Origin of the sequence: Leptospira levettii, assembly GCF_002812085.1 — a bacterium.
Taxonomy (GTDB): domain Bacteria; phylum Spirochaetota; class Leptospiria; order Leptospirales; family Leptospiraceae; genus Leptospira_A; species Leptospira_A levettii.
Genome location: NZ_NPDM01000001.1, coordinates 1145343 through 1170418 on the forward strand (window position 1 = coordinate 1145343; position 25076 = coordinate 1170418).

25 protein-coding genes are annotated in these 25076 nt (G+C 37.1%); 8 read left to right on the forward strand and 17 right to left on the reverse strand.

Annotation, left to right across the window (positions count from 1 at the left end):
• Genes CH354_RS05335 through CH354_RS05355 form a run of 5 tightly spaced genes read right to left on the reverse strand, consistent with a single transcriptional unit; the run spans position 1 to position 6519 of the window.
• Positions 1-813 carry a hypothetical protein gene (locus tag CH354_RS05335; protein WP_100725637.1) on the reverse strand — a complete coding sequence of 271 codons (813 nt, stop codon included), beginning with the start codon at positions 811-813 and terminating at the stop codon, positions 1-3.
• Positions 814-815: 2 nt separating this feature from the next.
• A complete protein-coding gene (locus tag CH354_RS05340) occupies positions 816-1667 on the reverse strand; it encodes an SGNH/GDSL hydrolase family protein (protein WP_100725638.1) in 852 nt (283 codons plus the stop codon).
• Between the two features lie 2 nt (positions 1668-1669).
• Positions 1670-2926, reverse strand: a complete 1257-nt coding sequence (locus CH354_RS05345; protein ID WP_100725639.1) for a dicarboxylate/amino acid:cation symporter — start codon at positions 2924-2926, stop codon at positions 1670-1672.
• A 39-nt stretch (positions 2927-2965) separates the two neighbouring features.
• Complete coding sequence (locus CH354_RS05350; protein ID WP_100725640.1) at positions 2966-5809, reverse strand: DEAD/DEAH box helicase; 2844 nt, start codon at positions 5807-5809, stop codon at positions 2966-2968.
• Positions 5809-6519 carry a 7-carboxy-7-deazaguanine synthase QueE gene (locus CH354_RS05355; protein ID WP_100725641.1) on the reverse strand — a complete coding sequence of 237 codons (711 nt, stop codon included), beginning with the start codon at positions 6517-6519 and terminating at the stop codon, positions 5809-5811. The genes CH354_RS05350 and CH354_RS05355 overlap by 1 nt, the downstream gene beginning before the upstream one ends.
• Positions 6520-6588: 69 nt before the next feature.
• On the opposite strand from CH354_RS05355, the gene CH354_RS05360 reads away from it, so the two are divergent.
• On the forward strand, positions 6589-8241 hold the full coding sequence (locus CH354_RS05360) for a VWA domain-containing protein (RefSeq protein WP_100725642.1): 1653 nt from the start codon (positions 6589-6591) through the stop codon (positions 8239-8241).
• A gap of 5 nt (positions 8242-8246) precedes the next feature.
• Here the strand turns inward: CH354_RS05360 and CH354_RS05365 are convergent, their stop codons facing one another.
• Both CH354_RS05365 and CH354_RS05370 read right to left on the reverse strand, forming a co-directional pair.
• A complete protein-coding gene (locus CH354_RS05365) occupies positions 8247-8468 on the reverse strand; it encodes a transcriptional coactivator p15/PC4 family protein (RefSeq protein WP_100716083.1) in 222 nt (73 codons plus the stop codon).
• Position 8469: 1 nt separating this feature from the next.
• Positions 8470-9393: an FAD-binding oxidoreductase gene (locus CH354_RS05370; protein WP_100725643.1), complete on the reverse strand. Its 924-nt coding sequence runs from the start codon at positions 9391-9393 to the stop codon at positions 8470-8472.
• A 187-nt stretch (positions 9394-9580) separates the two neighbouring features.
• Between CH354_RS05370 and CH354_RS05380 the strand changes: the two genes are divergently transcribed.
• Both CH354_RS05380 and CH354_RS05385 read left to right on the forward strand, forming a co-directional pair.
• Positions 9581-9802 (forward strand): hypothetical protein, encoded by a 222-nt coding sequence (locus CH354_RS05380; protein WP_100725644.1) that lies wholly within the window; start codon positions 9581-9583, stop codon positions 9800-9802.
• 14 nt (positions 9803-9816) lie between these two features.
• Positions 9817-10341: a DUF3015 domain-containing protein gene (locus CH354_RS05385; RefSeq protein WP_100725645.1), complete on the forward strand. Its 525-nt coding sequence runs from the start codon at positions 9817-9819 to the stop codon at positions 10339-10341.
• On the opposite strand, the gene CH354_RS05390 is transcribed toward CH354_RS05385, so the two are convergent.
• The 4 genes from CH354_RS05390 to CH354_RS05405 form a co-directional block, all read right to left on the reverse strand.
• Complete coding sequence (locus tag CH354_RS05390; RefSeq protein WP_100725646.1) at positions 10338-10982, reverse strand: hypothetical protein; 645 nt, start codon at positions 10980-10982, stop codon at positions 10338-10340. The two genes, CH354_RS05385 and CH354_RS05390, sit on opposite strands and share 4 nt — an antisense overlap.
• The gene (locus CH354_RS05395; protein WP_100725647.1) at positions 10957-13131 is read right to left on the reverse strand and encodes a TonB-dependent receptor plug domain-containing protein; all 2175 of its coding nucleotides are present in this window, start codon (positions 13129-13131) and stop codon (positions 10957-10959) included. The genes CH354_RS05390 and CH354_RS05395 overlap by 26 nt, the downstream gene beginning before the upstream one ends.
• Entirely contained in the window at positions 13131-13724 is a 594-nt protein-coding gene (locus tag CH354_RS05400) for an HmuY family protein (protein ID WP_100725648.1), read from the reverse strand. Before CH354_RS05400 ends, CH354_RS05395 begins: the two co-directional genes overlap by 1 nt.
• A 72-nt stretch (positions 13725-13796) precedes the next feature.
• Positions 13797-14363 (reverse strand): LIC20153 family lipoprotein, encoded by a 567-nt coding sequence (locus CH354_RS05405; RefSeq protein WP_100725953.1) that lies wholly within the window; start codon positions 14361-14363, stop codon positions 13797-13799.
• A gap of 238 nt (positions 14364-14601) precedes the next feature.
• Between CH354_RS05405 and CH354_RS05410 the strand changes: the two genes are divergently transcribed.
• Entirely contained in the window at positions 14602-17058 is a 2457-nt protein-coding gene (locus CH354_RS05410; protein ID WP_100716076.1) for a sensor domain-containing protein, read from the forward strand.
• Between the two features lie 15 nt (positions 17059-17073).
• Positions 17074-18045 (forward strand): M23 family metallopeptidase, encoded by a 972-nt coding sequence (locus CH354_RS05415; RefSeq protein WP_100716075.1) that lies wholly within the window; start codon positions 17074-17076, stop codon positions 18043-18045.
• Here the strand turns inward: CH354_RS05415 and CH354_RS05420 are convergent.
• Positions 18025-19065 carry a hypothetical protein gene (locus tag CH354_RS05420; protein WP_100725649.1) on the reverse strand — a complete coding sequence of 347 codons (1041 nt, stop codon included), beginning with the start codon at positions 19063-19065 and terminating at the stop codon, positions 18025-18027. The genes CH354_RS05415 and CH354_RS05420 overlap by 21 nt on opposite strands.
• On the opposite strand from CH354_RS05420, the gene CH354_RS05425 reads away from it, so the two are divergent.
• Positions 19064-19678, forward strand: a complete 615-nt coding sequence (locus CH354_RS05425; protein ID WP_100716255.1) for a hypothetical protein — start codon at positions 19064-19066, stop codon at positions 19676-19678. The genes CH354_RS05420 and CH354_RS05425 overlap by 2 nt on opposite strands.
• Before the next feature lie 94 nt (positions 19679-19772).
• Here the strand turns inward: CH354_RS05425 and CH354_RS05430 are convergent, their stop codons facing one another.
• Both CH354_RS05430 and CH354_RS05435 read right to left on the reverse strand, forming a co-directional pair.
• Complete coding sequence (locus CH354_RS05430; protein ID WP_100725650.1) at positions 19773-20759, reverse strand: MBL fold metallo-hydrolase; 987 nt, start codon at positions 20757-20759, stop codon at positions 19773-19775.
• 66 nt (positions 20760-20825) lie between these two features.
• Complete coding sequence (locus CH354_RS05435) at positions 20826-21455, reverse strand: TetR/AcrR family transcriptional regulator (protein WP_243395972.1); 630 nt, start codon at positions 21453-21455, stop codon at positions 20826-20828.
• A gap of 108 nt (positions 21456-21563) precedes the next feature.
• On the opposite strand from CH354_RS05435, the gene fliG reads away from it, so the two are divergent.
• Entirely contained in the window at positions 21564-22577 is a 1014-nt protein-coding gene (gene fliG, locus CH354_RS05440; RefSeq protein ID WP_004785217.1) for a flagellar motor switch protein FliG, read from the forward strand.
• A gap of 27 nt (positions 22578-22604) precedes the next feature.
• Here fliG and CH354_RS05445 read toward each other — a convergent pair whose 3' ends face one another.
• The gene (locus CH354_RS05445) at positions 22605-23093 is read right to left on the reverse strand and encodes a helix-turn-helix domain-containing protein (RefSeq protein ID WP_100716073.1); all 489 of its coding nucleotides are present in this window, start codon (positions 23091-23093) and stop codon (positions 22605-22607) included.
• Between the two features lie 362 nt (positions 23094-23455).
• Between CH354_RS05445 and CH354_RS05455 the strand changes: the two genes are divergently transcribed.
• Entirely contained in the window at positions 23456-24412 is a 957-nt protein-coding gene (locus CH354_RS05455; protein ID WP_165780304.1) for a glycerophosphodiester phosphodiesterase, read from the forward strand.
• Here CH354_RS05455 and CH354_RS05460 read toward each other — a convergent pair.
• Both CH354_RS05460 and CH354_RS05465 read right to left on the reverse strand, forming a co-directional pair.
• Complete coding sequence (locus tag CH354_RS05460) at positions 24409-24753, reverse strand: TRL domain-containing protein (protein ID WP_100725653.1); 345 nt, start codon at positions 24751-24753, stop codon at positions 24409-24411. The two genes, CH354_RS05455 and CH354_RS05460, sit on opposite strands and share 4 nt — an antisense overlap.
• Positions 24750-25076 carry a TRL-like family protein gene (locus CH354_RS05465; protein WP_243395973.1) on the reverse strand — a complete coding sequence of 109 codons (327 nt, stop codon included), beginning with the start codon at positions 25074-25076 and terminating at the stop codon, positions 24750-24752. Before CH354_RS05465 ends, CH354_RS05460 begins: the two co-directional genes overlap by 4 nt.

A 25076-nucleotide genomic window follows, 5' to 3' on the forward strand; every position in this document is an offset into this window, starting at 1 on the left:
TTAGTTGGTGTCAAAAAAGTAAAAATAGGAAAATCGAATCCCTCGGTCCATAGCATTATCTGCTTTTGGCAACATACCAAACATTAAGCTGAAACTAAATGTTCCCATACTCTCAGTATTCATAGAGATACCTGGGAAAAAATTAAAGTAACGAAGATTTTTATCGGCTGTCTTATCAATCGGTTCTCGGTATTCTAATTCAGTAAAGATACGAACTGAGTCTGCAATGCCAAAAGATGGTGCGATACCAATTTGGTAATACCGTTTGAATTCTTCCAATTTCGATTCACGTCCTTGTTTGTTTGTTTCCGTTTGGAAACGAAGTTCGGTCATGATTTGGAAGATTCCGTATTTATAACCAAGTCCAAAATTGGGACGGATTAAATAATACTCTGGATTTTCATGTTCTCTGAATAACGAATTTCGTTTTTTGTCGTAAATCCGAAGTCCACCACCTATCAGAAATTGTGAATTGCCTGCATCGAATATTTTTCCATACTTGAGACCCACATTGTATCTGTCCCAAGTGACTTCCTTGGTTGTATCCGTTTGTGAATATTCAGTGCGTCCGACGGAAGAGATCACTGAAAAAGATTCACTAAACTTATATTCGCCTTCGACTCCAAAGTTTTTGTTAATTTCTTTGACTTGGTTGTAATCTTTATCCCAGTAACTTAAGTTTCCTCTCACTTTGGAATACACAGCAACAGGTTCTATCTGAAGAGGATGAGCAAATCCTTTGTTATTAAATTGTGAGAATACACTCGAAACAAAACTGAAAAATAAAATTAGAAATAAATAGATATGTTTCATGGTTATAATCCTATATTAGTGACTGGGTAAATCAATCTCGCCAATTTATCAGCTAGAAGAGTATACCCTAAATTATTTGCATGGATACAATCTAACATCAATTCGGCTCTTGAGGCTGGTTTTCCACCTAACGTATTTCGTAAATCAACATAAATAAGCGAAGGTTCTTCTCTTGTGATATCAACGAGTAAGTTGTTAAAAGCATCAAGTTGTGTTGATGTGAATACACCAGCATCAGGAACTACCAAACCAATTCGATCGAATTTAGATTTGCAACCTTCATCAGAACCACCAATCACTGGAGCCATATATGGATTTGGATAATCATACCCATGAATGATCCACTTGATTGGTGGACCACCATAACGAGCAATTTTATAAGCATTACCTGTAATAATAAGTTGTTTTAGATTTGCTTTGATGGTGGCGAATCTTTGCGCTTGTACAGTGCTGATATTTCCAATATATTCGTTAAGATTCGCTTGGATATCATTTCCACCTAGTGAAAGTAATACAACTTTCATATCGGCACCACCTTGGTCGATCACTTGGAACTGAAGTCCTTGGCTTACAACTTGTTGTAGTGTTTTTCCACCCAAAGTTGCTCCCGCAAATTTATAATTGTATCGATTTTCCAATTGGGGTCTTAACGTTTCAACGAGAGGAAAACCTAACAATATGTCGGTCCAACTATCACCGATGATTCCTGTTTTTGCAGGAGTTTCTCCATTACAAATGGCAAAGGAAGTGCAAAGTAAATTTGATTCAAAATCATTTACTGGATCCTTTTTTTTGTCACAGTGTATGAGAAATGCAGTGACCCCAATTAAAAATATGAATCTAATCTTTTTCATAATTATTTTTCTTCCTTCCAGATATGGTCCATGATATAAGCGCAAGAGAGATCGCCGGTCAGATTTACTGAAGTTCTACACATATCCAAAAAGCGGTCAACACCAAAAAGAATTGTGATACCTTCTATGGGAATATGGAAGGTATACAGGATGGAAGAAAGAATTACGAGACCTACTCCAGGAGTGGCTGCTGTTCCAATGGAAGCCGCTGTCACCGTTCCAACTAACAAAAACAAATCTATTGAACTTAATTCAATTTGGTACACCTGACTTAAAAATACAGTGGCTACCGCTTGGTATAGGGCTGTTCCATCCATATTGATTGTGGCTCCCAAAGGTAAAACAAAATCGGCTACTGTTTCTTTTAGTTTTAACTTCTCTTTTGCTACTTTGAGTGAATAGGGCAAAACAGAACTCGAACTCGATGTGGAAAAACCCAAAATAGGAATCTCACGAATTAAATAAAAAAAATGAATTGGGTTTTTTTTTGTAAAAACGAACACCATCAATCCATAAAAGATCAAAATCAAAAATAGTCCAACTAACACTGTCAGGATATAAGTAATCAAACCCAAGACTAAGGAAAAACCAATTTGAACCATGGCATAACTCATCAATCCCAATACAGCGAGTGGAGCAAGTTTCATTGCCAAAGAAACTACCCATAGGCAAAAACTTTCTAAGGAATGACAAAACGCTTTGAGTGCTGTTCCAGATTCTTTGGATGTTAGAAAAAAAATACCCAACATCATTCCTAAAAATACAATCGATAACATTTGTTGTTTCGACCATACATTGATTATATTTTTCGGGATGATATTTGTTATAATCTCCGGAATCGATTCTTGTTTATCTTTCGATACATTGATTGCGATTGAATCAGTGGTTGTTTGATTTTGAATTTTGTTTTGGATTTGGTTACCTGGTTTGGAAACCAAAGTGAGTGTAATCCCAATGCTTACTGAAATTATGGTTGTGAATATAAAATAAATTAAGGTTTTACTACCTAAATTCCAAAGGTCTTTGAGATTTTTTAAACTAGAAACTCCCAATGCAATAGAGACAATCACTAGAGGAATCATGATCATTTGTAAAAGGTTTAAAAATAAATCACCTGGTAGTTTAAGCCATGGTAAATAGGGATTTATCGATTCTTTTGAAACGATTCCAGATTCAGGATTTAAACTAATTCCTAAAGATAAACCTAACACTAAAGAGATGAGAATTTGTTTCCAAAATGGAATTTTGGGAAGTGACATTCCCAAATATTATCTTTTGGAAAATCTATGTAAATGAATTTAAATGCAGATGTACGTTTGGAAGAGTTGGATCCTGTGGAAAATTTTCGCTCCATTTTTGATTTTGCGCATTTCTACAGTATACTCATCTTTTGCCCTTTGAATTTCCTTCATCGTTTTATGAAGGACTGCCTTTTTTTCAGGTCGGTTGTCCCATTTATAAGCAGCTTCTTGGCGCATTAATTTTTCTTCCAATTGTCGAATGGTTTTTTGGTGGGAAAGTTCAACTTTGTATTCTTCTTTTTGGAAAATGGAGAGTGTTTCTTTTCGTAAGATTTCTTTTTTGTTCTCAGCTTCTGATTCTACAATGGGATAACATTGTATAAAAGCTTCTTCGAGTTTTGACAGGGCAATTTCCTTTTCAGGTACGTAAGTTTTGCCTTCTATCCATTCCTTGGGTTTGTCAGTGAGCACAACAGATCTCTTTTTCTTTAAATCGTATTCAATGAAAAATAAGTCTTTTCGTTTGAGTGAAAATTCAAACTCTACTTGGAAGACAAAAAGTATTTTTTGACTGAGATCTTTGGAGAATAAATATTTTTTCTTACGACCAACATCACTTTGGGTGAGAAGTTCAGTTACCTTCTCCACAAATGGATGACCAAATGCCATAAATTCTAATGAATCATTGGTAAGTGCTAAATCTGAATCAAAAGTTGCTTTTTTAACCTTTCCTTCTAGATTTTTATACTCGTAAGCGCCTTTACTAACGGCCGTTAAGGAACCAGGAAGTTGGTTTTGGAAAAATTTTGATCCTTCGGATACCACTTCTTCTAAGTGGCTATTGTTCCATTCTCTTTCTTCAAGAGTGTGATCATAATAATCTTTTAAATTGAAATCTAGTACCTTGGGAGTGACAAGTGCATTGAGTTTCTCAAAACCTTTTTGTGCTACTTGGATCCGTAGGTCAAATTCTGTTTCTAACTCTTCTTTGGTTTTTGTTCCTGTAATAAATTTCATCAAACTAGAGTTAAAGTCTAATTCTTCCTCGATGGTTCCAAGTAAATCGTCGGAAGCTCCAATGGATTCTTCAAACAATCGAATTTTGTTGGTAAGTACTTCTAAAATTCGTTCCGCCACTGTGTCTTTAGAGGCAAAGTTAAAGATATAAACATTGTCCTTCTGTCCAAAACGATGGATCCTTCCGATCCTTTGTTCAATTTTTAAGGGACTCCATGGAAGGTCATAGTTGAAAAGTATATTTGCAAATTGTAAATTACGTCCCTCTCCACCTGCTTCTGTACAAATTAAAATTTCGTAGTCTTCTTTAAATTTTTGAATGGCGACTTCTTTTTCGTCCATACTCAAAGAACCATGGAAAGGTGACACTTTAAAGTCTGGTTCCAATACAGATTGTAAATGGTCTTGAGTGGTTCGAAATTGAGTGAAGATGATAAACTTTTTATGACCTTCTTTTTTCAAACGATAAAGAGTTTCTTTGAGTTTCTGAGTTTTTTTATCCTCTTTGATTTGTTTCCCTAAATGGATCAGTCGATTGAGTGTGAATAACTCACGTTTGATCCTTTGGAAACTAGACATCTCTTCGTCTTCCAGTTCGGTGATAAAATCTTCGACACCTTCCGTTTCATCCAAATCCCAATCATCAAGATTGGTTTCATGTTCCTTCATATAATGGAATTTGGATTCCAACATAAACTTTCTTTTTTGGAGAGCAGATAGTAAGGCAATGACAGAAGAATCTAGTAATTTTTGGAAAACCACCATTACAAATCCTATGGCCCGGTTTTTAGTTCCCATCGCCATATTGTATTCGCGTTTTACATAATCTGTAGTCTCGTCATAGAACGCACGTTCAATGGGAGATAAATCAATTCGAACTGTTTTCGCAAATCGTTTGGTGAATCCGCCTACTTCCACTTTTCGACGGCGTAGTAATACTTTGGAGATTTTTTCCTTTAGATCCCCTTTTTGGCCAACAACATAATCGTTGATAAATGTGTGGTAAGGACCCAAAATATTTGGATCTACCAAATGCATGAGGTAAAATAACTCTTCTAATTTTCCACGAAACGGTGTGGCCGTGAGAAGGAGTAAACATTCTGTTTTACGTGCTATTTTTTCTGCAAAAAGATAACCACGTGTGATTTTGGAATAATCACGTCTGAGCCTATGTGCCTCATCGAACACAACAATGTCCCATTTTGTTGCCAATATTTCTTCTGCATACCTTGGGTTTTTGATAAAGTCGATGGAAGTAATAATTTTATTAAAGTTTTTCCAATGATCGGGGCCGTTCGTCACAAAATTACGACGACGAACAATTGCAAATTCTTCGTTGAACTTGTTTTTCATTTCTTGTTGCCATTGAACAAGAAGAGGTGATGGAGCCACAACTAACACGCGTTTTAGACCACGTCTAAACATCAATTCTTTAACAGCAAGGCCAGCTTCTATGGTTTTCCCAAGGCCCACTTCATCGGCTAAAATGAAACGTGGTTTTAGACTATTAGCGACGATAAAAGTGGATTCGATTTGATGAGGGAGTAAGCGAGTTCTAGAATTCGATAGTGATGAAAGTTTATTAAAATTGTAAGTGAGTTTGAGTTGGCTTGCAGTAAGTGCTAAGTCCATCGCTCTTGGAAATTCTTCCCAAACTCGAAGTGATTCAGGGTATTGGTTTAAAAAATGTAAATTACGATTGGATTTATTGACAGTCCGAAAAATTTCTTTGGATTCAAAGAATAATTCTACTGAAGTGGCAGTTTCTTTTGTAACTTTTGCGAGACCTAACTCTGGTTCGTCGATTAAAAACCCATACTCTTTCGATTGTTTTGGTTCAACAGTTGTTTCAAAATCTAAACTTAATTGAGTAGGGATATCCATCAAACTCCTTTCTGATTTCCCCAAAGCACTTTATGAATTTGAAGCGACAAACGACACTTAGGTGGATTGTCTATTTTTATCCATTCAACTAGTTCTTTGGCATCCACTTCACCGTGGACTGGCGAATACAATATATTTGTCTGTATTTTTTGTTCGCGAATGACTTCGATACTTCTATCAAAGTCGATTCTATCTCGCACAACGAACTTAATTTCGTCAAGTGAATTATGTCTCTTTTCTAAGATCTTAAAATTTTCTGAATCCATACGATTTTCCATCCCAGAACCTGGTAGTTTGTAATCCATGGTGAAAATAAAAAATGGATCGAGTGTGATTTTTTCACTTCCATTGGTTTCCACACGAGATGCAGGATACGGTTTTCCATTTTTTGTACGGAAGGTAAAAATATGTTCCGCAATGTTTATGGATAAATCGCGATTTTGACCTTCTAAGGGTTCACCACCCGTAAGTAAAATTTGGAATCCATGGTCTTTGTCGTATTGTTCGATTTCTTCCATGATGGAAACGAATGATTTTGATTCTCCTTGGTTCGGACCAAGTGCATAGGGAGTGTCACACCACAAGGTCCTTGTATCTGTTTTACCACAACGTAAGCTACACCCTGCAAACCGAACAAAAACTGTAGGGATTCCTTGGGAGATTCCTTCCCCAGAAATGGATGAATAAATTTCGTGAATTTTTCCGTACATAGTCGATTCCCTTCTTGTCAGTTTCTTTGAAATTGTTCTTGCGAAAACATTAATTCGGAATTTGCTTTTATGGTCATGTTTTTAGAAGCAAAATTGGAATACCCAATCATCCTAGAGAGAGAAATCCAAGAAAACCATCTCTTATTACGATTTCGAACTCCTGCCAATCCCAAGGTAGAAGATAGAAAACCTCTCGTGATTGGGCTTGCTATTGATAAAAGTTGGTCAATGAAAGGAGAAAAGATGGAAGCAGTGATTGATGCTTCTTGTGCTCTTGTCAATTGGTTAACGAGGCATGATGCTGTTTCCATTGTAGCTTACTCTTCTGATGTTCAACTGATCCAACCAGTTACTCACCTAACAGAAAAAGTTTCTGTCACTGATAAAATTCGAAACATTCAGGTGGCAACTTCTACCAATTTAAGTGGTGGATGGTTATCTGCACTTAAGAGTCTCACACAATCTAAAATTCCAAATGCATACAAACGTGTATTATTATTAACAGATGGAAATCCTACATCAGGACTCAAAGAAAAAGATGCACTTGTTGGCATTGCAAGTGATCATTTGGCAATGGGAATCTCCACCACAACGATTGGAGTGGGTAATGATTTCAATGAAGAAATGTTGGTGGAAATTGCAAAAGCTGGTGGTGGGAATTTTCATTACATCGACAATCCTGAAAACGCATCGGATATTTTTTTTGAAGAATTTGGTGACATAGGTGCATTGTATGCACAAGCAATCGATGTAGAACTCCAACTCGCACCAGGTGTACGTTTAAAACAGGTATTGTCAGAAACAACACACCAAGTCTTCGAAGAATTTGATGAATTTTTAGGGGATGCCAAAACCATATCTCGTCAAAAAATCAATTTACAGTTAGGTGATTTGAGAGCCGATGACCTTCGGAATTTGGTGTTACGATTAGAGATTGATGATCGTGTCCATAAAACAGAAACTCCTTTTTGTGAAGTGAATGTTTCTTATTACAATTTATTGAAACAGAACCACTTGGAAAATGTGAAAGAGTCCTTTTCGTTTGAAAGAGGAAATAACAGAGGAAAACAAGACCCTGATGTGCTCGTTGAAATTTTAATTGCCAATGCAACTTTGGGTATCAAAGAGATTACAGAGTTTGTGAAACGAGAACAAATTGAAGACGCCAAAACAATGTTATTTGGTTTAATCCAAGACATCAAAAATAATCTTCATTTTGCACCAAATGCATTGGGCTCATTACTCAATAGATTATTAGTTTTAGAATCCAAAATGGCGACTAAGTCTGATGATTTACATAAACATTTATTCATGAATTCACAAATTTTAGCAAGAGGAACTGATAAAATAGATTTAAAAGATGTAGTTGTGCATGATCAAATTTTTGAATACCAGACAGTGGGTGATATTGATTTGTATAAATGCCCTGAGATCAAACAACTGATGGAACAAAAAATTGCTGATGGATATCGTTATATGATCTTTGACTTTTCCCGAACCTCTCATATCGATTCGTCTGCAATCGGTATGGTAATCCAAATTGTGGGATGGTTACGTAGAAGGGGTGGAGAACTTGTTGTGACAAACATCCGTGATTCTGTGAAAAAAATCTTTGAGATTACTAGGTTGTACAATCACATTCGTGTGGCAGAAAATTTACCCTCTGCAAAAGAAATTTTACAGAGGATTGTTTATGCGAATGAAGGGGATCAAATCATTTGAATTGATTAGGCTAACCAACGTTCAGCTTCTTCAATTGCTTCTTTTAATTCACTAACAAGAGTAGGTGCAATGGCGATCCCTTTCTGCGTTGGTTTTAATTCTCCGTTGGGATCTGTGTACCATACTCGAATGTTAAAAAAAGTTTGTCCTTTGTATTCGGAAATCTCCACTCGGATGACTTCCCCTCTTCCTTTGTCAATGTCTCGGATGATTCCTGTTTTTGCCATGTTAGTACGTCTCTACAAATAATTGTTCTTTTTCTTCCAGGTCTTTTTTGAATGCTTCGTAGGTAAGCTCAGTGTTGCATGCAGACATGATTTCCTGAATCACTCCCTTTTCCATTCCCTTAGGACCGCCACAAATATAAAACTTACCGTTTCCATTCACAGCATTTTTAATGGCATCAGCATTTTCTTTTGCACGGTGGGTGATGTACATCTTTCCACCATCAAAACTGTTTTTTTCTTCACGGCTGATTGCCGTAATAAAATGAAACCGAGAGTGTTCTTTTGCTTTTTCTTCAAAATAATCACGAAGGACAATTTCATCGGAATACGGAGCACCGTAAATTAACCAAAGTTGTCCTTGGAATTGGATTAGTTTTTGGACAAGTAACTCTTCCACCATTCCAAAAAAAGGACTGATCCCTGTTCCTGTTGCAAAAAAGAAAATATCACCTGTAAAATCCGTTTGTGGTAATAGGAATTTTTTCCCGGCTGGACCAGTCATTGTCACTACGTCTCCAGGTTTTAAGTCACAGATGTAATTGGAACATACCCCTTTATGGACTAGGTTTCCGTTTTCATCATACACATTGTCACGTTTGACGATGAATTCGATATTGTCTTTGGTTTGGCCAAAACTATAAGAGGGAGACGCAATGGAGTAGAGACGCACCGTATAACTGGCATCAGCTAGGCCTTTTGCTTGTTTTTCTGGATCAAGGCCTGGTGGGATGATCCCTGCACTCTGTCCAATCATATAGGGATAAACAGAATGGTCGATGGCAACTGTGATGCGGTGGACCGCGGCCTCACCTTCCTTAGGTTGGCGTTTCCCTTTGCCGAGTTCGGGAGTCAACCGGGTGTTGGCTAAGACTTGGGCTTGGATGGGATTGGATTTTTTGAATAAATTAATCTGAGGGGTAAGCAAAGTCGTCCTCGTAACAGGTGGTTTTACGTCAAGTTTGGCAAGGTTGGGGTTCGGGAAAAGGAGAACTTGGATCTTTCATTTTTCGTCCGAAGAATTATGTCTCTTCCTTGACTCAAAATTTGGATTTTTTAAACTTTAGTCATTCCGGCCCTCCCGCCGATCCTTAAACCAAAGGGAAATCATTTGCATGAGATCGACAGAAGTACAAGAAAAGAAGTCCTATCCATTTCCTAACTCCGTCCTTCACCAAAAATTGGAGAGTTTTACAAATACAATGCTCCAATCTCTGCAACCTGAAGCCAAACCTGAAACCACTTGGGCAGTGATTTCCATGACTGGTGAGGTTTTGGTTCGTGGTTCCGAGCACCCTCACATCGAACGTAGTTCCGAATCCCTTTTTACATTTTAAACTAGGAGTTTTTTATGCATCACTTTCGGGGCAGGACAATTCTTTTTCTCCACATAACATTTATTAGCTTACTCTTACTTTCTAACAATCAACCTATACAAGCTGAATCTTATGGAATGGCGGGTTGTGGACTTGGTTCCATGGTTTCTGTTTGGAAAAATGACATCGGGCAAGTTTTAGCTGCAACAACAAATGTTAGTTTCTCATCTCAAACCTTTGGGATTACTTCTGGAACATCCAATTGTACAACAGATGGAATTGTGAAACAAGAAATGGCACAAGAAGTATTCATTGCATATAATGAAAGTGCATTGGAGTTAGAGACAACAAAAGGCAACGGTGAAAGGATAAGAGCCATGGCGACTCTACTAGGTTGTCCAAGCCATGCAAATGAATTGGGTAAATTAATGAAAGAAAATCATTCGTATTTATTTGGTAAGACAGATTTGGACAATCAATATCGATCGAAGGAAATTCTCACTCGTCTCAAGACACAAATAGCATCTCATTCCAATTTAAAATCTGTTTGTATGCATTAATCACGTATCACTCGGGAGATTTCCGAATTATAACGATACGCAGCATCTGATTGGCTTAAAAAACCATAAGCTCCTAGTTCAAATAAAAACGAAGCCGTGATTCCGTAACCTCCATCAGGTACTGAGTCACATCCTTTTTTGCCAGCAGGGTGGATTTTCCAATCGCGAGTGTTGAGATAGGGGAAATCGTCTGGGCAAACCACATGGCTATAATTTTTACCATCTGCATGCCTTGCTTCATGTAATAAAACAAGTACTCGGTCCAATCGGTTGAGACTAAAAAAAACCCTTCCCAAAAGAATTTCTCCGTCTTGGTACATGGCAACGTAATCTCCAGTGGAACCAAATGTATATTTTTTACTACGTGATTGGATCCAACGGGAAAGTTTTTTACCTGAAAAAGAAAATTTAAAAAAAGATTCGAACTGACTGTGTCGATTGTAAGTGGTTTTATCGATTTTGATTCGTTTTGGTTCTAAGGTTTCTAAATAGGCAAATGTTTCTTTTAGAATTTTGTTCTGTTTTGCACTTAACTTCGATTCATCGGAAAATAAGGGTTGGATAGAAAAAAAAATTAAGAAAATGCCAAATGAAAAGATGAAAAGCGAACTGAATTTAGAATGTAGCTTGGAGTCCGCCATAGTAAAACCTTGGACGAATAGGATTGTAAGTAAGCTCGTATTGGTCCAAAACATTGTCTACTCCTAAAAATAGCGACATCCTCCCTTCAAAAAATTTTTTCTCCATTCTTACGTTCAGAAGAGTGAACGCTTTTCCATACACCACTTTATTGTTCTCTTCAACACTCTTCGTTTGTTGGTCGATGAGGGCTGTGCTTGTCCCTGCTGTAAAATCGTTAGTTGTGCTATAAAATGGACGTTTATCAAGCCGTTTGGCACGGAGGGCGAATTCCCAACCACCTGGAGCATTCACAAAAAAGTTCATAGTACCTTGGTGGAGGGCACGACCTTCTAAAGGTCTATCCGTTGTTAGGTCCCTTGTATCAGTCTGGTTATATCCAAGTTCTAATGCAAAATACTTTAAAAAACGAACACGTGATCCCGCTTCGACACCTCTTGTATAAGCTCGTTGTACGTTCTTTAATTGAAAGGTGGCAAATTCACTGGTGCGAGTTCCAAAACTATATTGGATTAGGTCGGTGATATCGTTACGAAATACACTGAGAGATAATGTCCAAAATTTGTAAGGAGTGTATTCAAGATCTGCATTCACTGTGGTAGATTTTTCTGGTCGGAGTTTGTCATTTCCTTCAACAGTATAACCAACACCAGGGTTTTCGAAACGTAAGTACAATTCACGGAAGGAAGGAGGTCGAAATCCTTTTCCATAACTGGCTCGAAACACAAGATCACTTGTGATATCTACTTTTGTCGCAATTTTAGGAGTGGTTTGTCCACCAAACTGAGAATCCACATCATGCCTAACTCCAGGAACCAACCGCCAAACAAAACCTTGGCGCCATACAACCCATTCATCTTGGATAAAAGCAGCACGTCTTGTACGGTATGCATTCCTTCGTTCCAATCGATCAGTTTGTAATTCTTCGGAAAATGATTCAAAACCTGCAGTGATCATATGGTCTTTATGAACTTCATGATCAATTTGTGCGACACCTTGCGAAGAAAATTCATTGGTAATTTCTTTTACATCGAGTTCATTCGAATTGCGTTGGTCCAATTTGTAATGGTTTTCCCAACGAGAAAAATTACCTCTTAAAGATACCATATTTCGTTTTCCATAAGTATATTCAAGAGCACCTAACGCTAAAAAGTCGTTTGTCATGTTGGTACGATCAAACACACCACCAGTTGCTCGTGAATCGACTCCAGCCTGGTTACGATTTAAATAATTAATTCCAGTTTTTACTTTGAATTGACCATCAGGATTAAAGGTCATGTTCCCTCCGAGACTATTGTCTTGGAAAGAGTTTCCTGTGGTTGCAGGAGTTCTTGGATCTAAATCGTATGCAGCGGATTGATTGAAGCCACCAAAAAAATTGGTGGCCACAAAATCATTTTTAAATCCAACATCGGCGATCATGTTTTTCTCGCCTTGGGAACCAAAATTCATCTGTCGGCCATTTCCATAAGAGGTACGGAATTGGTAGTGTTCTGGTTTTTCAGCCTGTTTGGTGATGATATTGATCACACCACCAATGGCATCGGCTCCGTATAAGGAAGAAGAACTTCCTTTTACAATTTCGATCCTTTCAATATTTTGCACTTTAAATCGTGTCAAATCGATAGTGTTGTTGAGTCGTCCTGCAACCCTTTGCCCATCTACTAAAAATAATACATACTTAGAATCAAGGCCCAACATTTGAACTTGTGATCCACCAAAAAAAGGAGTTACATTGATCCCAAGTTGGGTATCTAACACCTCACCTAAGTTACGTGCACCTGTTTGTTCAATTCGTTTGCGGGAGATCACTTCTGTAGCAACAGCTGAGTCTTTGAGGCGACGTTCTCCACGAGAACCAGTGACAACGATTCCGTTTTTATTATCTAATTCCTTAAATCGATCTTCTTCTGTGTTTTCTGCAGGATTTGATTCCACTGTTCCAGTTTGTGTTTTTTCTTTTCCCTGTTCTTGTCCTGGTTCCGACTTCGGATCTAAAGGAGGAGTCAGTTGTGAATTTGGCGCAGTAGTTTCTGTGTTAGGTATTGGTTTTGGCGTTTTCCCATTGGTACGAGTTTGGGCATGGAGTTCTCCCAAAAAGAGTAAAAACAAACACATGATGGGAAATAAAAAATGCAAATTTGGTATCATTAAGGAAGTTTTTTCCAACGGATGGTTGGGTACCCGGAAGTACCTGCATCACTATAATAATTTTCAATATGAACTGCGTAAATTGATGCTCCATTTCCAGATCGGATGAGAAAGATATCAGGTTTAGGAGTTAAATTTCCGATCGTGTAAAAATACCACTCGGTTACAAGTGGATTTCCTACATAAACTGCACCAGCGCCACCGATCCCTTGGGTTGTCGTGGAAATATCTGTTGTGAAACTTGTACAACCTTGTGATGATGCAGAAGTGGAACTAGCGATTCCAAAATCAGTGGTATTACTTTTACACCCACCACCGAGTCCAAACCGATTGGTATCTCCTGAATTTGTGGCCACCTTATAACGATTAAATGCAATATCCCAAGTTAATGTATCTTTTTCAGAGAAAGGAATTTGTTTATTCGATTCAAATTGGAAATAGATATAAAAATCTAAATTGGTAGCGTTAAATCTGGTAGTGTAACTCCCATCCCCGTTGGAACGGGAGAAAACGATTTTGTCTAAAGCGTTGGGATTTCCTGCATTCACTAAACTAGTGATTAAGTTATTCACTAACAAATCTTCATCTGTCAAGGCAGACTTCTGCCTAGCACAAAATGAAAGACTTAAAAGTAATAATCCAATGCTTAAGTAACGTATCACAGATTATGGAGCAAAAGTATAGTTAACTGCTGCTGATTGTCCATTTCTTGGTATTGCATATATGAATACATAGTACCCGCCAGAACCAGAAGAACCATTAAAAGTAATGGTGGCAGTGCTATTTGCAATTTTATAGGACGAAGGAAATTCACTATTTGAATCAGTAGCACCTGAAATGGAAAAATTGGATGGAGTGCTCGCTAAATTGGAAGGAGACAGTGGGCAAGCATCTGTTTTATAAACAATAATAAAAGCACTTCCGTTCACAGTCAGGGTTGTCGAAGCATCAGAAGTAAGTTTGATGGCGGCTGTAGTATGACCCACTACCGGGACAGATCCGAGTTTAGAGATTGTACCTGATGTTGTACCAGTGATATCAGTTGTCCAAGTGTTGATCGTGGCTTTCCCAGATGCAGCAACCGAACAATCCCCAGCAGATGTTGTTAGAGCAGCGAGCACCGCAACCGTCACTGTGTCTTGGTTATCTTCTTTTTTTTCACACTGGAAGGTGAGTCCACCTAAGAGAGCCAGTAGAAGTAATGTTTTAAACTTTGTAGCTAAGAAATTCATGAGAACCTCGGTCTTTTTTATCCAAACTTCCGTACTGTTATTGAGAATCAATATCATTTTATAAGCAATGATCTTTTTTTCGACTCATGACAGTACTGTGACAGAAAGAGTCTATTTTCCTTATCATTGGTCATACACAACTTACATAGAATGGAATGATGACTCTCACGTCGCATAGGCGTATGGTTAAAAAAATCTATTGTAAGGAAAAGGATTTTTCGTCTACTATGCCTAGATCATGTCACTGAAACAGATCACAATCTATATTGAAGAATCTGATCATAACTTCTACAATAGGATGTTACGTGACATAACGAACATTGAAACTTGTCATGTCCATAGTTTCCCATCGATCTTAAAAATCAAACCAGGATCCATCCAAGAATCAGCAGTCTTTTTGTTTTGGAATGATTCCAATGCGATGGATAAACAAAAATTTATTTTTGAACATTTTCCTGAGTCTCCTTATATCATTTTATCACCTAACATACTTTCTCCTGAAGAACTGTCTCAAGTTGCTCATCCCACATTTTTACATCTAGCGGAACCAACATATTCAGTTGGAACTTTGGATTTGGTGCTAAACTTCGCAGAACGCCTGATAGAAGATATGAACCGATCGATTGCTTATGATAAAATTCGCGAAAAGGTTGTGGTTTTAGAAAATGTCTTTGAAGAGTCTTTAGACATTTTGATGCAAATTGATCCAAATACAAAACAAATCATCAATGCAAACAAACAAGCAGTTGTTGTTTTGGAATATGCATTGGATGAGATTATTGGTAAAGAATTTTCATACTTTATGCCGCCTGTTGAAGTTGATGAAGATGCAGAGTTTGAAGGAAACTTAATCGAAAGTGCTGCACTCAGAACAAAATCAGGTAGATTGATTCCTACAGAGTCGTCTTTTCGTTTGTTTCCAGTGAATGGTAAGATGGCAATATGGGCAACGTTCCGAGATATCACAGAACGAAAACGATCACAAGAACAAGTCAAAAATCAAAAAGCTTTTTATGAATTTATTTTGGATAATTTGGACTCAGATATTGCGGTATTAAATTCAAATTTTGAATATGAATATACAAACCCAGTATTTTTATCCAATAAAGAAATCCGTAAATGGTTATTCAAAAAAACAGATGTCGATCTTGCTGAAAAATTAGATTTACCACCTGAGTTTTATGAACGTAGGAAAAAATTCTTAGAAGTTGCTGCGAAAGAAAATGAAATTGTAGAATTCGAAGAACTCATCCAAGATCATAATGACAAAGTTACTTATCTCTTAAGAAAGTACATTCCGATTGACGATTCTGAAACCAAACAAAAACGATTTATTAGTTTTGGTGTAGATATTACGGAACGAAAATTATCGGAAGAAAGAATTACCTACCTAGCGTATTATGATGCATTAACAGGATTATCAAATCGAACTCTTTTTATTGATCATGCAAACCAAGCACTCAAAAATCATAAATCAACAGAAACCTTACTAGCGTTTTACTTTTTTGATATCGATAATTTTAAATTCATCAATGATAGTTTGGGTCATACCAAAGGTGATATTTTATTACAAATGGTTGGAGCAAGACTCAAACGAGTTATGACGGAAGTAGATACCGTTGCTCGGTTTGGTGGAGATGAATTTGCGATTTTAAAAGTAGATGTCCCAAACAAAAGTGCTGCCGCTGAATTTGCACAAAAAATTTTAGATATCTTAAGCCAACCATTTCATATCATGGGAAGGGATTTATTCACGACTATCAGCATGGGAATTGCTCTTTCACCCAATGACGGTGTAACATCGGCCGAGTTATTAAAAAACTCAGACATGGCCATGTACAAAGCAAAAGAATTAGGCCGGAATAATTATAAGTTTTACACAAACGAACTCATCTTACGATCCGAAAAACGTTTGTACATTGAAAACTCACTTCGAAAGGCCATCCAAAACGAAGAGTTAATTTTATTTTTCCAACCAAAAATCTCTACAATCACCAATCAAGTTTGTGGAGCAGAGGCTCTCATCCGATGGAAACATCCAGAAAGAGGTTGGGTTCCACCAATTGAATTTATCCCTGTTGCGGAAGACTCAGGTATCATCGAGAGGATTGGAGATTGGGTTTTAGAAGAAGCTTGTCGGTTGAAAAAAACTTGGTGCGAAATGAATTTACCAAGTTTTCCACTCAGTATCAATGTGAGTGGTAAACAACTAGCGCGCGCTAACTGGTCTCATCGTGTGCAAGCCACAATTTTACAATTTGGAATCAATCCAGAAGAAATTGAGTTAGAACTCACTGAAAGTTCGATCATGGAGAATCCAGAAAAAAGCATCGAAGCATTTGAGTATTTGTCCGAACTCGGGATCAAAGTTTCCATTGATGATTTTGGAACTGGTTATAGTTCACTTAGTTATCTCAAAAAGATCAATGCAGATGTGATCAAAATTGATAGATCGTTTGTTGTTGATTTAGAACTCAATGAAGATGATCGAGCTATTTGTAAGGCAATTATCAATATGGCACATTCTTTAGGTTTAGAAGTGATTGCAGAAGGTGTTGAGAACCCTGCACAAAGGGATTTGTTACATGACTTGGGTTGCCATATGATCCAAGGCTATTTGTATAGCAAACCATTACCTGAGCCAGAATTTGTTACGTTTGTGCAAAAATTTAACGAATCTGCCAAAACAAAATAGCCGAAATTTGGAGAGATGGTTCGTTATTTTTCTATATTCTTCATAATCCTTTTCTTTGTCCAAGCAGTACCTGCAGAATCACGTGAAAATAAAAAGAAATCCCTCAAACATACAACTTCATCGGGTAATTATTTTGTAAAAAAAGAAGAGAAAAATTTTTCACTTCTAATGGAGGCTCGCCGGTTTGGACGTGGTGAGGTAATTTTTTTACGATTAACTCCAAAAGATAAAAAATGGATCAATGAATCCTATAAAGTGAGTTGGTTAGGAAAAGATGTCATTTTAACCAAACGTGAAAATAGTATGATCGCATTTTTGCCAATTTCTCCTGACACTCCAGCAGGAGCGATGACCTTAGAGATTGTTTCCAAAATCTTTTTTGTCAAACGTGGCCAAAAACAATACCAAATTATCTTAGAACCAACTAAGTTCCAAGTGATCAAAAAAAACCAACAAATCAAAGTAGATGAAAAATTTGTCACAAAGGAATTACCGAAAGAAGTATTGGATTTTATCCAAGAATGCAAAAACGCAAAAGAATTAGCATTTTCAAAATCGAGCCAATTACAATTCCAAAAGAATTTTAAAAATCCACTAGATTCTATTTATATTACAAGTAAATTCTATGTAAGACGTGATTATAATAACAAACAAGGCCGCCCTCACGGAGGTGTGGACTTTAGAGGGAAAACAGGAACACCCGTCTATGCAATTCAAGATGGAACTGTTGTTTTAGCACAAAAAACATATTATGAAGGAAATTTTACCATCATTGATCATGGGAATAAAATCTTTTCTTTTTATATGCACCAAGATGAAATCAAAGTGAAAGTTGGTGAACAAGTGAAACAAGGGCAACAAATTGGAACTGTAGGAACTACTGGTATGTCCACAGGACCTCATTTACATTTAGGTGCAAAAATCAATGGAGTGTTAGTTGATCCACTTTCACTCATTGCGTTACAATCAATTTCTGAATCGAATTGATGCCAAAAATTCACGAATGACTGATTCGTGAATTTCACCTTTTTCTAAATTTTCAGTGATATGTAACAAAAGTTTATCATGATTATTTGTATCTATGATCATAAAACCTGTTTTTGAATAACGAGGCCGTAACAAATCATAAAACGTCCAAAATTTACTGACTAAAATAAATTCTTCGATTTCTTTCTGTTGGATTTCTTGTAAGTCTTCGATGTCACCTTTACTGACTTGTATTTTTAAAAATTCTGAAAATTCTTGGATCGCTTGGTCTTTCTGAAACCCAACATAATCAGGAAAATAAAAAATCCTAACAAACGGATACCTCTCAGCATCATGATCACTAAATGATAAGAGACCAGCAATTTGACCTACACCTGTTTTGTTTTCCAAGGTTAAATCATCTGGTTTATAAAAAAACATTCCTTCAGGTAAAGTAAAACCAAATTGAAGTTCCTCATTCCAATGTTCTTTTTCATTGGTGATAACCCAATTGTTTAAATTTTTTTCTTCTATTTGGTATTTGTTTTTAAATAGTAAATACGCAGATAAAACTTCAGCACCTTGTAGAGCTTTAAAGGAAATAAAAGCATTACTCGCTATAAGACAAAACGCAAGTAAAAGCCTTGCATATTCTGTTAATTGTAAAATCCGAATGAAAAAAGCAATGATGACAAAGATAAATAAAAAGACTGTACCTGCTTCAAAAATCAAAACATCCGCAAGCCAAAGTGCAAAGATAAAAAGGATTAACACTCCAATTTCAATCAATGGATGAAACGTTTCTCTCCAGTACAATTGGATGATATATAAACTGATATACGTAATAAGAAGTCCGACGAACAAAGAGACCAAACATAAAACTAAAACATAATGCCATGGAAGATGGGATTCGTGATAAACAAAAAATGGAACCACCAAAATGGCATACAGTACGAGTAAATTTCTTGTGGTGCTAGGTGAGATAAATCGGACAAAGAAACCACTTGCCTGATTTTTGATTTTGTTTAGTATTTGGTTCATGTCAGCAATCACAGACTTCTTTCAAAAAATCCAAAACCAAATTGTTGAAATCCAAACCACGATCAATCAGATCAAAACCAGTTGGGAAAACTTTCAAAAGTTTTGGGATTTATTTTTTACATTAGTCCCTTGGGAAGTTCTCCTTTTACTGATCTTTTCTGTCATCCTCCTTTCTATTTTTAACTCAATCTCTCCCAGTACACCAAAAGCTAATTTGACTGTTTCTGTTGTTTTACTCTCCACACTTTGGCTCTACTTCTGGGGTTTGTTTGCCAAAGAAGTCTCTTATAGCAAGGTCATCATTGCTTCTTTGTATATCCTCATACCTTTACATGCAATTGGTATGGGTCAGTGGCTCTATGGAATTGGGAAAAGGATGTATTGGAAAAAAAGGCGGATTGCTCCCAAACAATGGGAAGCAGCTCTCCACCAAGTATCACTTGATTATCACGAATTTATGGGCAAAGCGCATGGTTTTCACAATGTGATCCAAGAAAATCGTGAATCCATTCAAAAAGAAATCGAACGATTGGAACAATCCTTACAAGGAATCAAGGGACTCTTACTCCAAAAGAAGTCGATGGAAATGGAAAACAAAAATACAAACGTTTAGTTCAGAATGATGGATTGGGGAATCTCAATATAAATTTCGGTTTCTTCCATCGATTTTGGATCCCCAATGGATTGGTAATTTCTTATTTTTTTGCTCATTCCAACGTCAAAAGTTTGGTTCCACCAATTACTTTTGGATAAAACCCAAGTGGTTGTTGTGTATCATAGTCATGGGCAGGGATGACTTTGAGTCCAGGGTTATCAATTAAGAGTTTGTGAACTCGAGCGATTTCTTCTCCTAACTCTTTTGTATCAAAATCTACAATCCATCTTGCACCACGTGGTTTATGTTTGAGATTCACAAAACCTTCCTTTCGCCATACAATATCACCTGTTAAAAAGTATGTTTCTCCATTCTCTGTATGTAAAAATAAACCAACCGAACCCTCACTATGACCTTTCATAGGAACAAAAACAACTGTTCCATCTCCAAACCAATCGATACTTTTCGCATAAGAAGCATATGGTGTATTTGCAAAAGTTAGATATTTCCATTTGACAGATTCACCATCAAATTGGGAAGGAATGTAACCTAGTTCAATCTTTGGATTGTTTAATTCTTCTTTTACACTATGAATGTTTGCGTTTGGAAAATCCTTTAGCCCACTCGCATGGTCCCAATGCAGGTGCGAAAAAAATACATCTTCAATCGAATTGATATCAACATTATTGGATTGTAATTGAGATTTTGTCGTTTCATTCAGTTTGTATTCCATTAATAGTTTTAAGTAAAAAGGAAATACCGTGAACTGTTCTTCGATATTGGTTCCAAGGCCAGTATCAAAAAGAAAATTTCCCTTCGGGTGTTGTATGTAAAAACTAGAATGGGAAACAGTGACCATATTCAAAATTGAGCCACCTTCAATCACAAACCCTTCTAGAGTTTTTGCTTCTCCCGTTTTTAAGATGGAAAATACCAAACTGGATTTACCCTTCGGTTTTGGAATTTGGTTTGTGCTTGGATTGGAAGTAAAATCCATTTGGATGGTTTCATTCGGATATCCTAAAAAATACAATGTAAAACATACCAAGACAATGATGGTAAGTATCGAGATGGACTTTGGTTTTGATAGAGGTTTCATTTGTTTCATTTCCTATGATTTGTTTGTAACATTGATTTTGAATTCTAGATGATAGAGTTTTTCATTTTAAGTTTTGAGCAAAAGATCTGCTGTTTTTTGTGCCATGCGAAGGGGTTCGGGAGACTTTTGGAGTTTGGATAAGAGAAGGGCTCCTTCCCATAACGACAGGATGGAAACAGAAAGTGTTTTTGCGACTCGGGGGTTGTATCCATTTTGAATTAAGTAAGATTCAAATGTTTTGGACCATAAAGCATACACTTCTTTACAAGCATTTGCCACAGGGATCGATTGATTCGCGGCTTCCATTGCTGTCGTGGCAATGGGGCATCCTTTTCTGTATTGGCTTGAAACAATCCGATCTTCCAAAGCAGAGAACACTTGTTTGATGGCATGAGTTGGACTTTCACTTTTTGAGAGTACTAAATTAAAAAATTCATTTAATTGTTCTCCTGAGTGTAAGATGGCAAGACTTGTCAGTTCATCCTTCCCACCAGGAAAGTGAAAGTACAGTGAACCTTTTGGAGTTTCTGCTTCCTTTCCTAATTCACTTAGGCCAGTGGCTTCATACCCATTTTCTTCCAATAGTCCAGCCATGACCTCAATGATCCTTTGTTTGGTTACACTTCCTTTTTTGCCCACAAACCCATCCATTAAGAAAATAATAGACTGGTCAACATAAAAAATTCTAAGTTTCATCGGGAAACAAGAATTGTGAGAAAAGGGGAAATTTCTCTCAAGAATAAATCTCATTGTTTTTTTCTGAGTCCGCCGATACATTAAGTAGTACGGATTTCGGGAAGAAGTATGATCAATAAGAAGCCATCGCTTACAGGAAGACAAAAGGCCGCCATCTTTTTGGTTGCCGTTGGAAACGAAGTGGCATCCGAAATCTTCAAACACTTACGGGAAGACGAGATCGAACAAATTACGTTTGAAATCGCCCGTTTAGACAAAATCACTCCAGAAGATAAAGAGAAGGTGCTCGTTGAGTTCAATGAACTCATGATGGCACAAGAGTTTATCACCAATGGTGGTATTGACTTTGCTCGGGGTCTCCTCGAAAAAGCTCTCGGTAATCAGAAAGCCATCGATATCATCAACCGGCTCACTTCGTCTCTGCAAGTACGGCCGTTTGACTTCATTCGAAGGACTGACCCGGCCCACCTACTCAACTTTATCCAGGGGGAACACCCTCAGACCATCGCCCTTATTTTATCCTATTTGGATCCGCAAAAAGCATCCAATATCTTATCAAACCTTCCGCACCAAATCCAAGCGGAAGTTGCCAAACGAATTGCAACGATGGACCGTGTGTCACCAGACGTACTCCGCGAGGTAGAACGGGTGTTAGAGCGTAAACTCTCCACACTTGCATCTGAAGATTATACCTCTGCTGGGGGTATTGATTCTGTGGTGGAAATTTTGAACTTAGTAGACCGCGGAACAGAAAAGACCATCATCGAAGCCTTGGAAGAAGAAGATCCCGAACTTGCTGAAGAAATCAAAAAGCGGATGTTCGTATTCGAAGATATCGTTTTACTCGACGACCGTGCGATCCAAAAGGTAATGCGCGAAGTCGATAACACAGATTTGGCGAAAGCACTCAAGTCCGTAGATTCCGAAGTACAAGATAAAATCTTTAAAAACATGTCCAAACGTGCTGCCAACTTACTCCGTGAGGATATGGACTTTATGGGTCCAGTCCGATTGAAAGACGTGGAAGACGCTCAGCAAAAAATTGTAAACATCATCCGTAAACTGGAAGAAGCGGGCGAGATCGTTGTGGCTCGTGCGGGAGAGGACGAACTTGTGGTTTAGTCCACAGGTTTCGTTACAAATTTTTCTCTAGTTACTACGGTTGCTAAACTTCCCCCACTTTGGCGGGAATTCAACAAGTGCATCCTTTGTGCTAATTTCACCACGCTCCAATTTCTGATTGAGTGTGATGAGTTTGTGCAAACTTCCCATTGAAAAGGATAGTTCTGTCACATCAAAATCATCCAAACGCACTTTGGCATTTCGACAGAAAAGTTTGAGTTCTGAAAGTATCAAAGTGACTCTCGCATTGGCATAACGAGCTACAATTTCTTCAAATTCTTCCTCATTAAAAAATTCTCTTTCTAAATCGTAATCAAATTCATTCCGAATGAGATCAATCAGTGAAAGGCCGAGTTCTTTAGAGACCAAAACGACATAATCAAATTTAGAACGGACCCATTCTTCTGATTCTAATAACTCAATCGCTGATCGTGGAATATTCAATTTTTCTGATAATTGAATGCGTGTGAGATTTCTTCTCTCTCTATAATTTCTGAAATGATTTACTTTTTCCATGAGTTCCCAAAAAAAATTGTAAAAAACCGTTATTTACGTTCTGAAAAGGCTCCAAAAACGTTTAGAACGGTTTGGATGCATAAGATTCGCATGGATAAGGTTGACTTAGATTGGAAAATTTGCGTTACGCTGAAATTACGCTAAATTTCCTTTCTGGAGCCACCACCGATGTTACCGTAGGTGGTGTGCTCGTTTTTTCCATTCTTTTCCTTTTTGAGACTGGCAAAAGAAGACAAAAAGAAACAATTCATACCTTTCTTCCATCAACGGATCATTTCATTTTTTTTGTAAAATCGAAACTTTTTTCTTACTTGATGCAATAAAACGAATCAATGGAATTTTGCAAAAGCAGGTAACCTTTGATGAAATTGATTCTCTCATTTAGTAAACTCTACTTAGCAGTGAGTTTTTTTAGTTTGTTGGTTGTGAATTGTGCTACAGTTGAAACACCCAATCGTTTGCGTAAAGACATCGACTTACAGGGACACCGTGGTGCACGCGGATTAAAACCAGAAAATACGTGGCCAGCGTTTGAAGAAGCCATCAAATATAAAATGGTTACCTTAGAATTGGATACCGTTTTAACAAAAGATAAACGAGTAGTCATTCATCATGATTCTGATACCAATCCAATCATTTGCCAAAATGTTGATGGATCTCAAATCCAAAAAAAATCACTTTATGATTTGACACTTGCCGAATTACAAGCATTAGATTGCGGTTCAAAACAAAATCCCAATTTTCCAAAACAAATTCCTATACCTGGAACAAAACTTTTATCACTTGAAGAATTTTTTGAATTAGTTTTGAAACATGAAAAAAAATCGAAAGAAGTATATGAATTCAATATCGAAACCAAATTTCCAGATGATGGATCCGCACCTGATAGTTTAGTCAAAGAACATACTGAAAAACTCATTCAAATCATTGAAAAATATAAAGTGGTAGATCGGTCGACAATCCAATCATTTGATATGAGAACACTTTCTGTGTCGAAACAAAAGAATTCAAAAATCAAAACAAGTGCATTGTTCGTACCTACTTATTTCCAAGGTTTTTTAATGACCATTGGACTTGGGAATGGATATAGAGAGACAATTCTTGGTTTAGCAAAAGAGAAACAAGCAGATATCATCTCACCATATTTTTTATATGTAACACCAAAATTTGTCAAAACATCTCATGACAAAGGGATGATGGTCATTCCATGGACAGTGAATACAGAAAAAGAAATGAATCGTTTGGTAACTTGTGGTGTTGATGGAATTATATCTGATTATCCAGATATGTTAGATAAAGTGGTTCGTAAAAAGAACTAAATCCCCCAAACAACCGTACATAAAGTAGAATAGAGAGAGAGGTAATTCGTTGCCTCTTTTTCGATTCGAAACACTTCTTGGATTCCTCCCTCTTGTGCTGCTGATAAAATGCTACCATCGCCCGTCACATAAAAGAATCCAATCCGTTTTAGGCATGCCTTTCCTTGTTTTAATGTCTGTTTGGGGAGAGGTCTTTCCGAAACAGCAAGTGTATAGGAAGCATATAAAAGCCCTGTTGGGCCTAAACCTTGTGGTTGGCCTAAATTAGCACAAGAGCTAAGGTTTCCTAAGAGGATCAAAAAGACAAAATAAAATTGTATGCTTTGTAATTTCACTTTCATTCGTTTCCAGAGATTTCAACACATAGGTTGGCATATACACCAAGAACAACAAGAGTTGTCCAATTGGTTTCAGTGACCGTTTGGATTTTGGACCTAGATTTTAGAAATTCAAATGATGCATTCCCAAATGAAAATAAACCAATTATGGAATGGACACAGGAAGTGACTCGTCTTTTGGAAGGTTCTCCTGTACCATAAACACCGATTTTTGTTTTTGTAAAAATAAATCCTCTTGGACCAAATCCTGGTGAAGCACAACTAACAAATATCAGATGAAAAATTACCAATAATAGTAAACTCAATAATAATTTTTTTTGAACCAA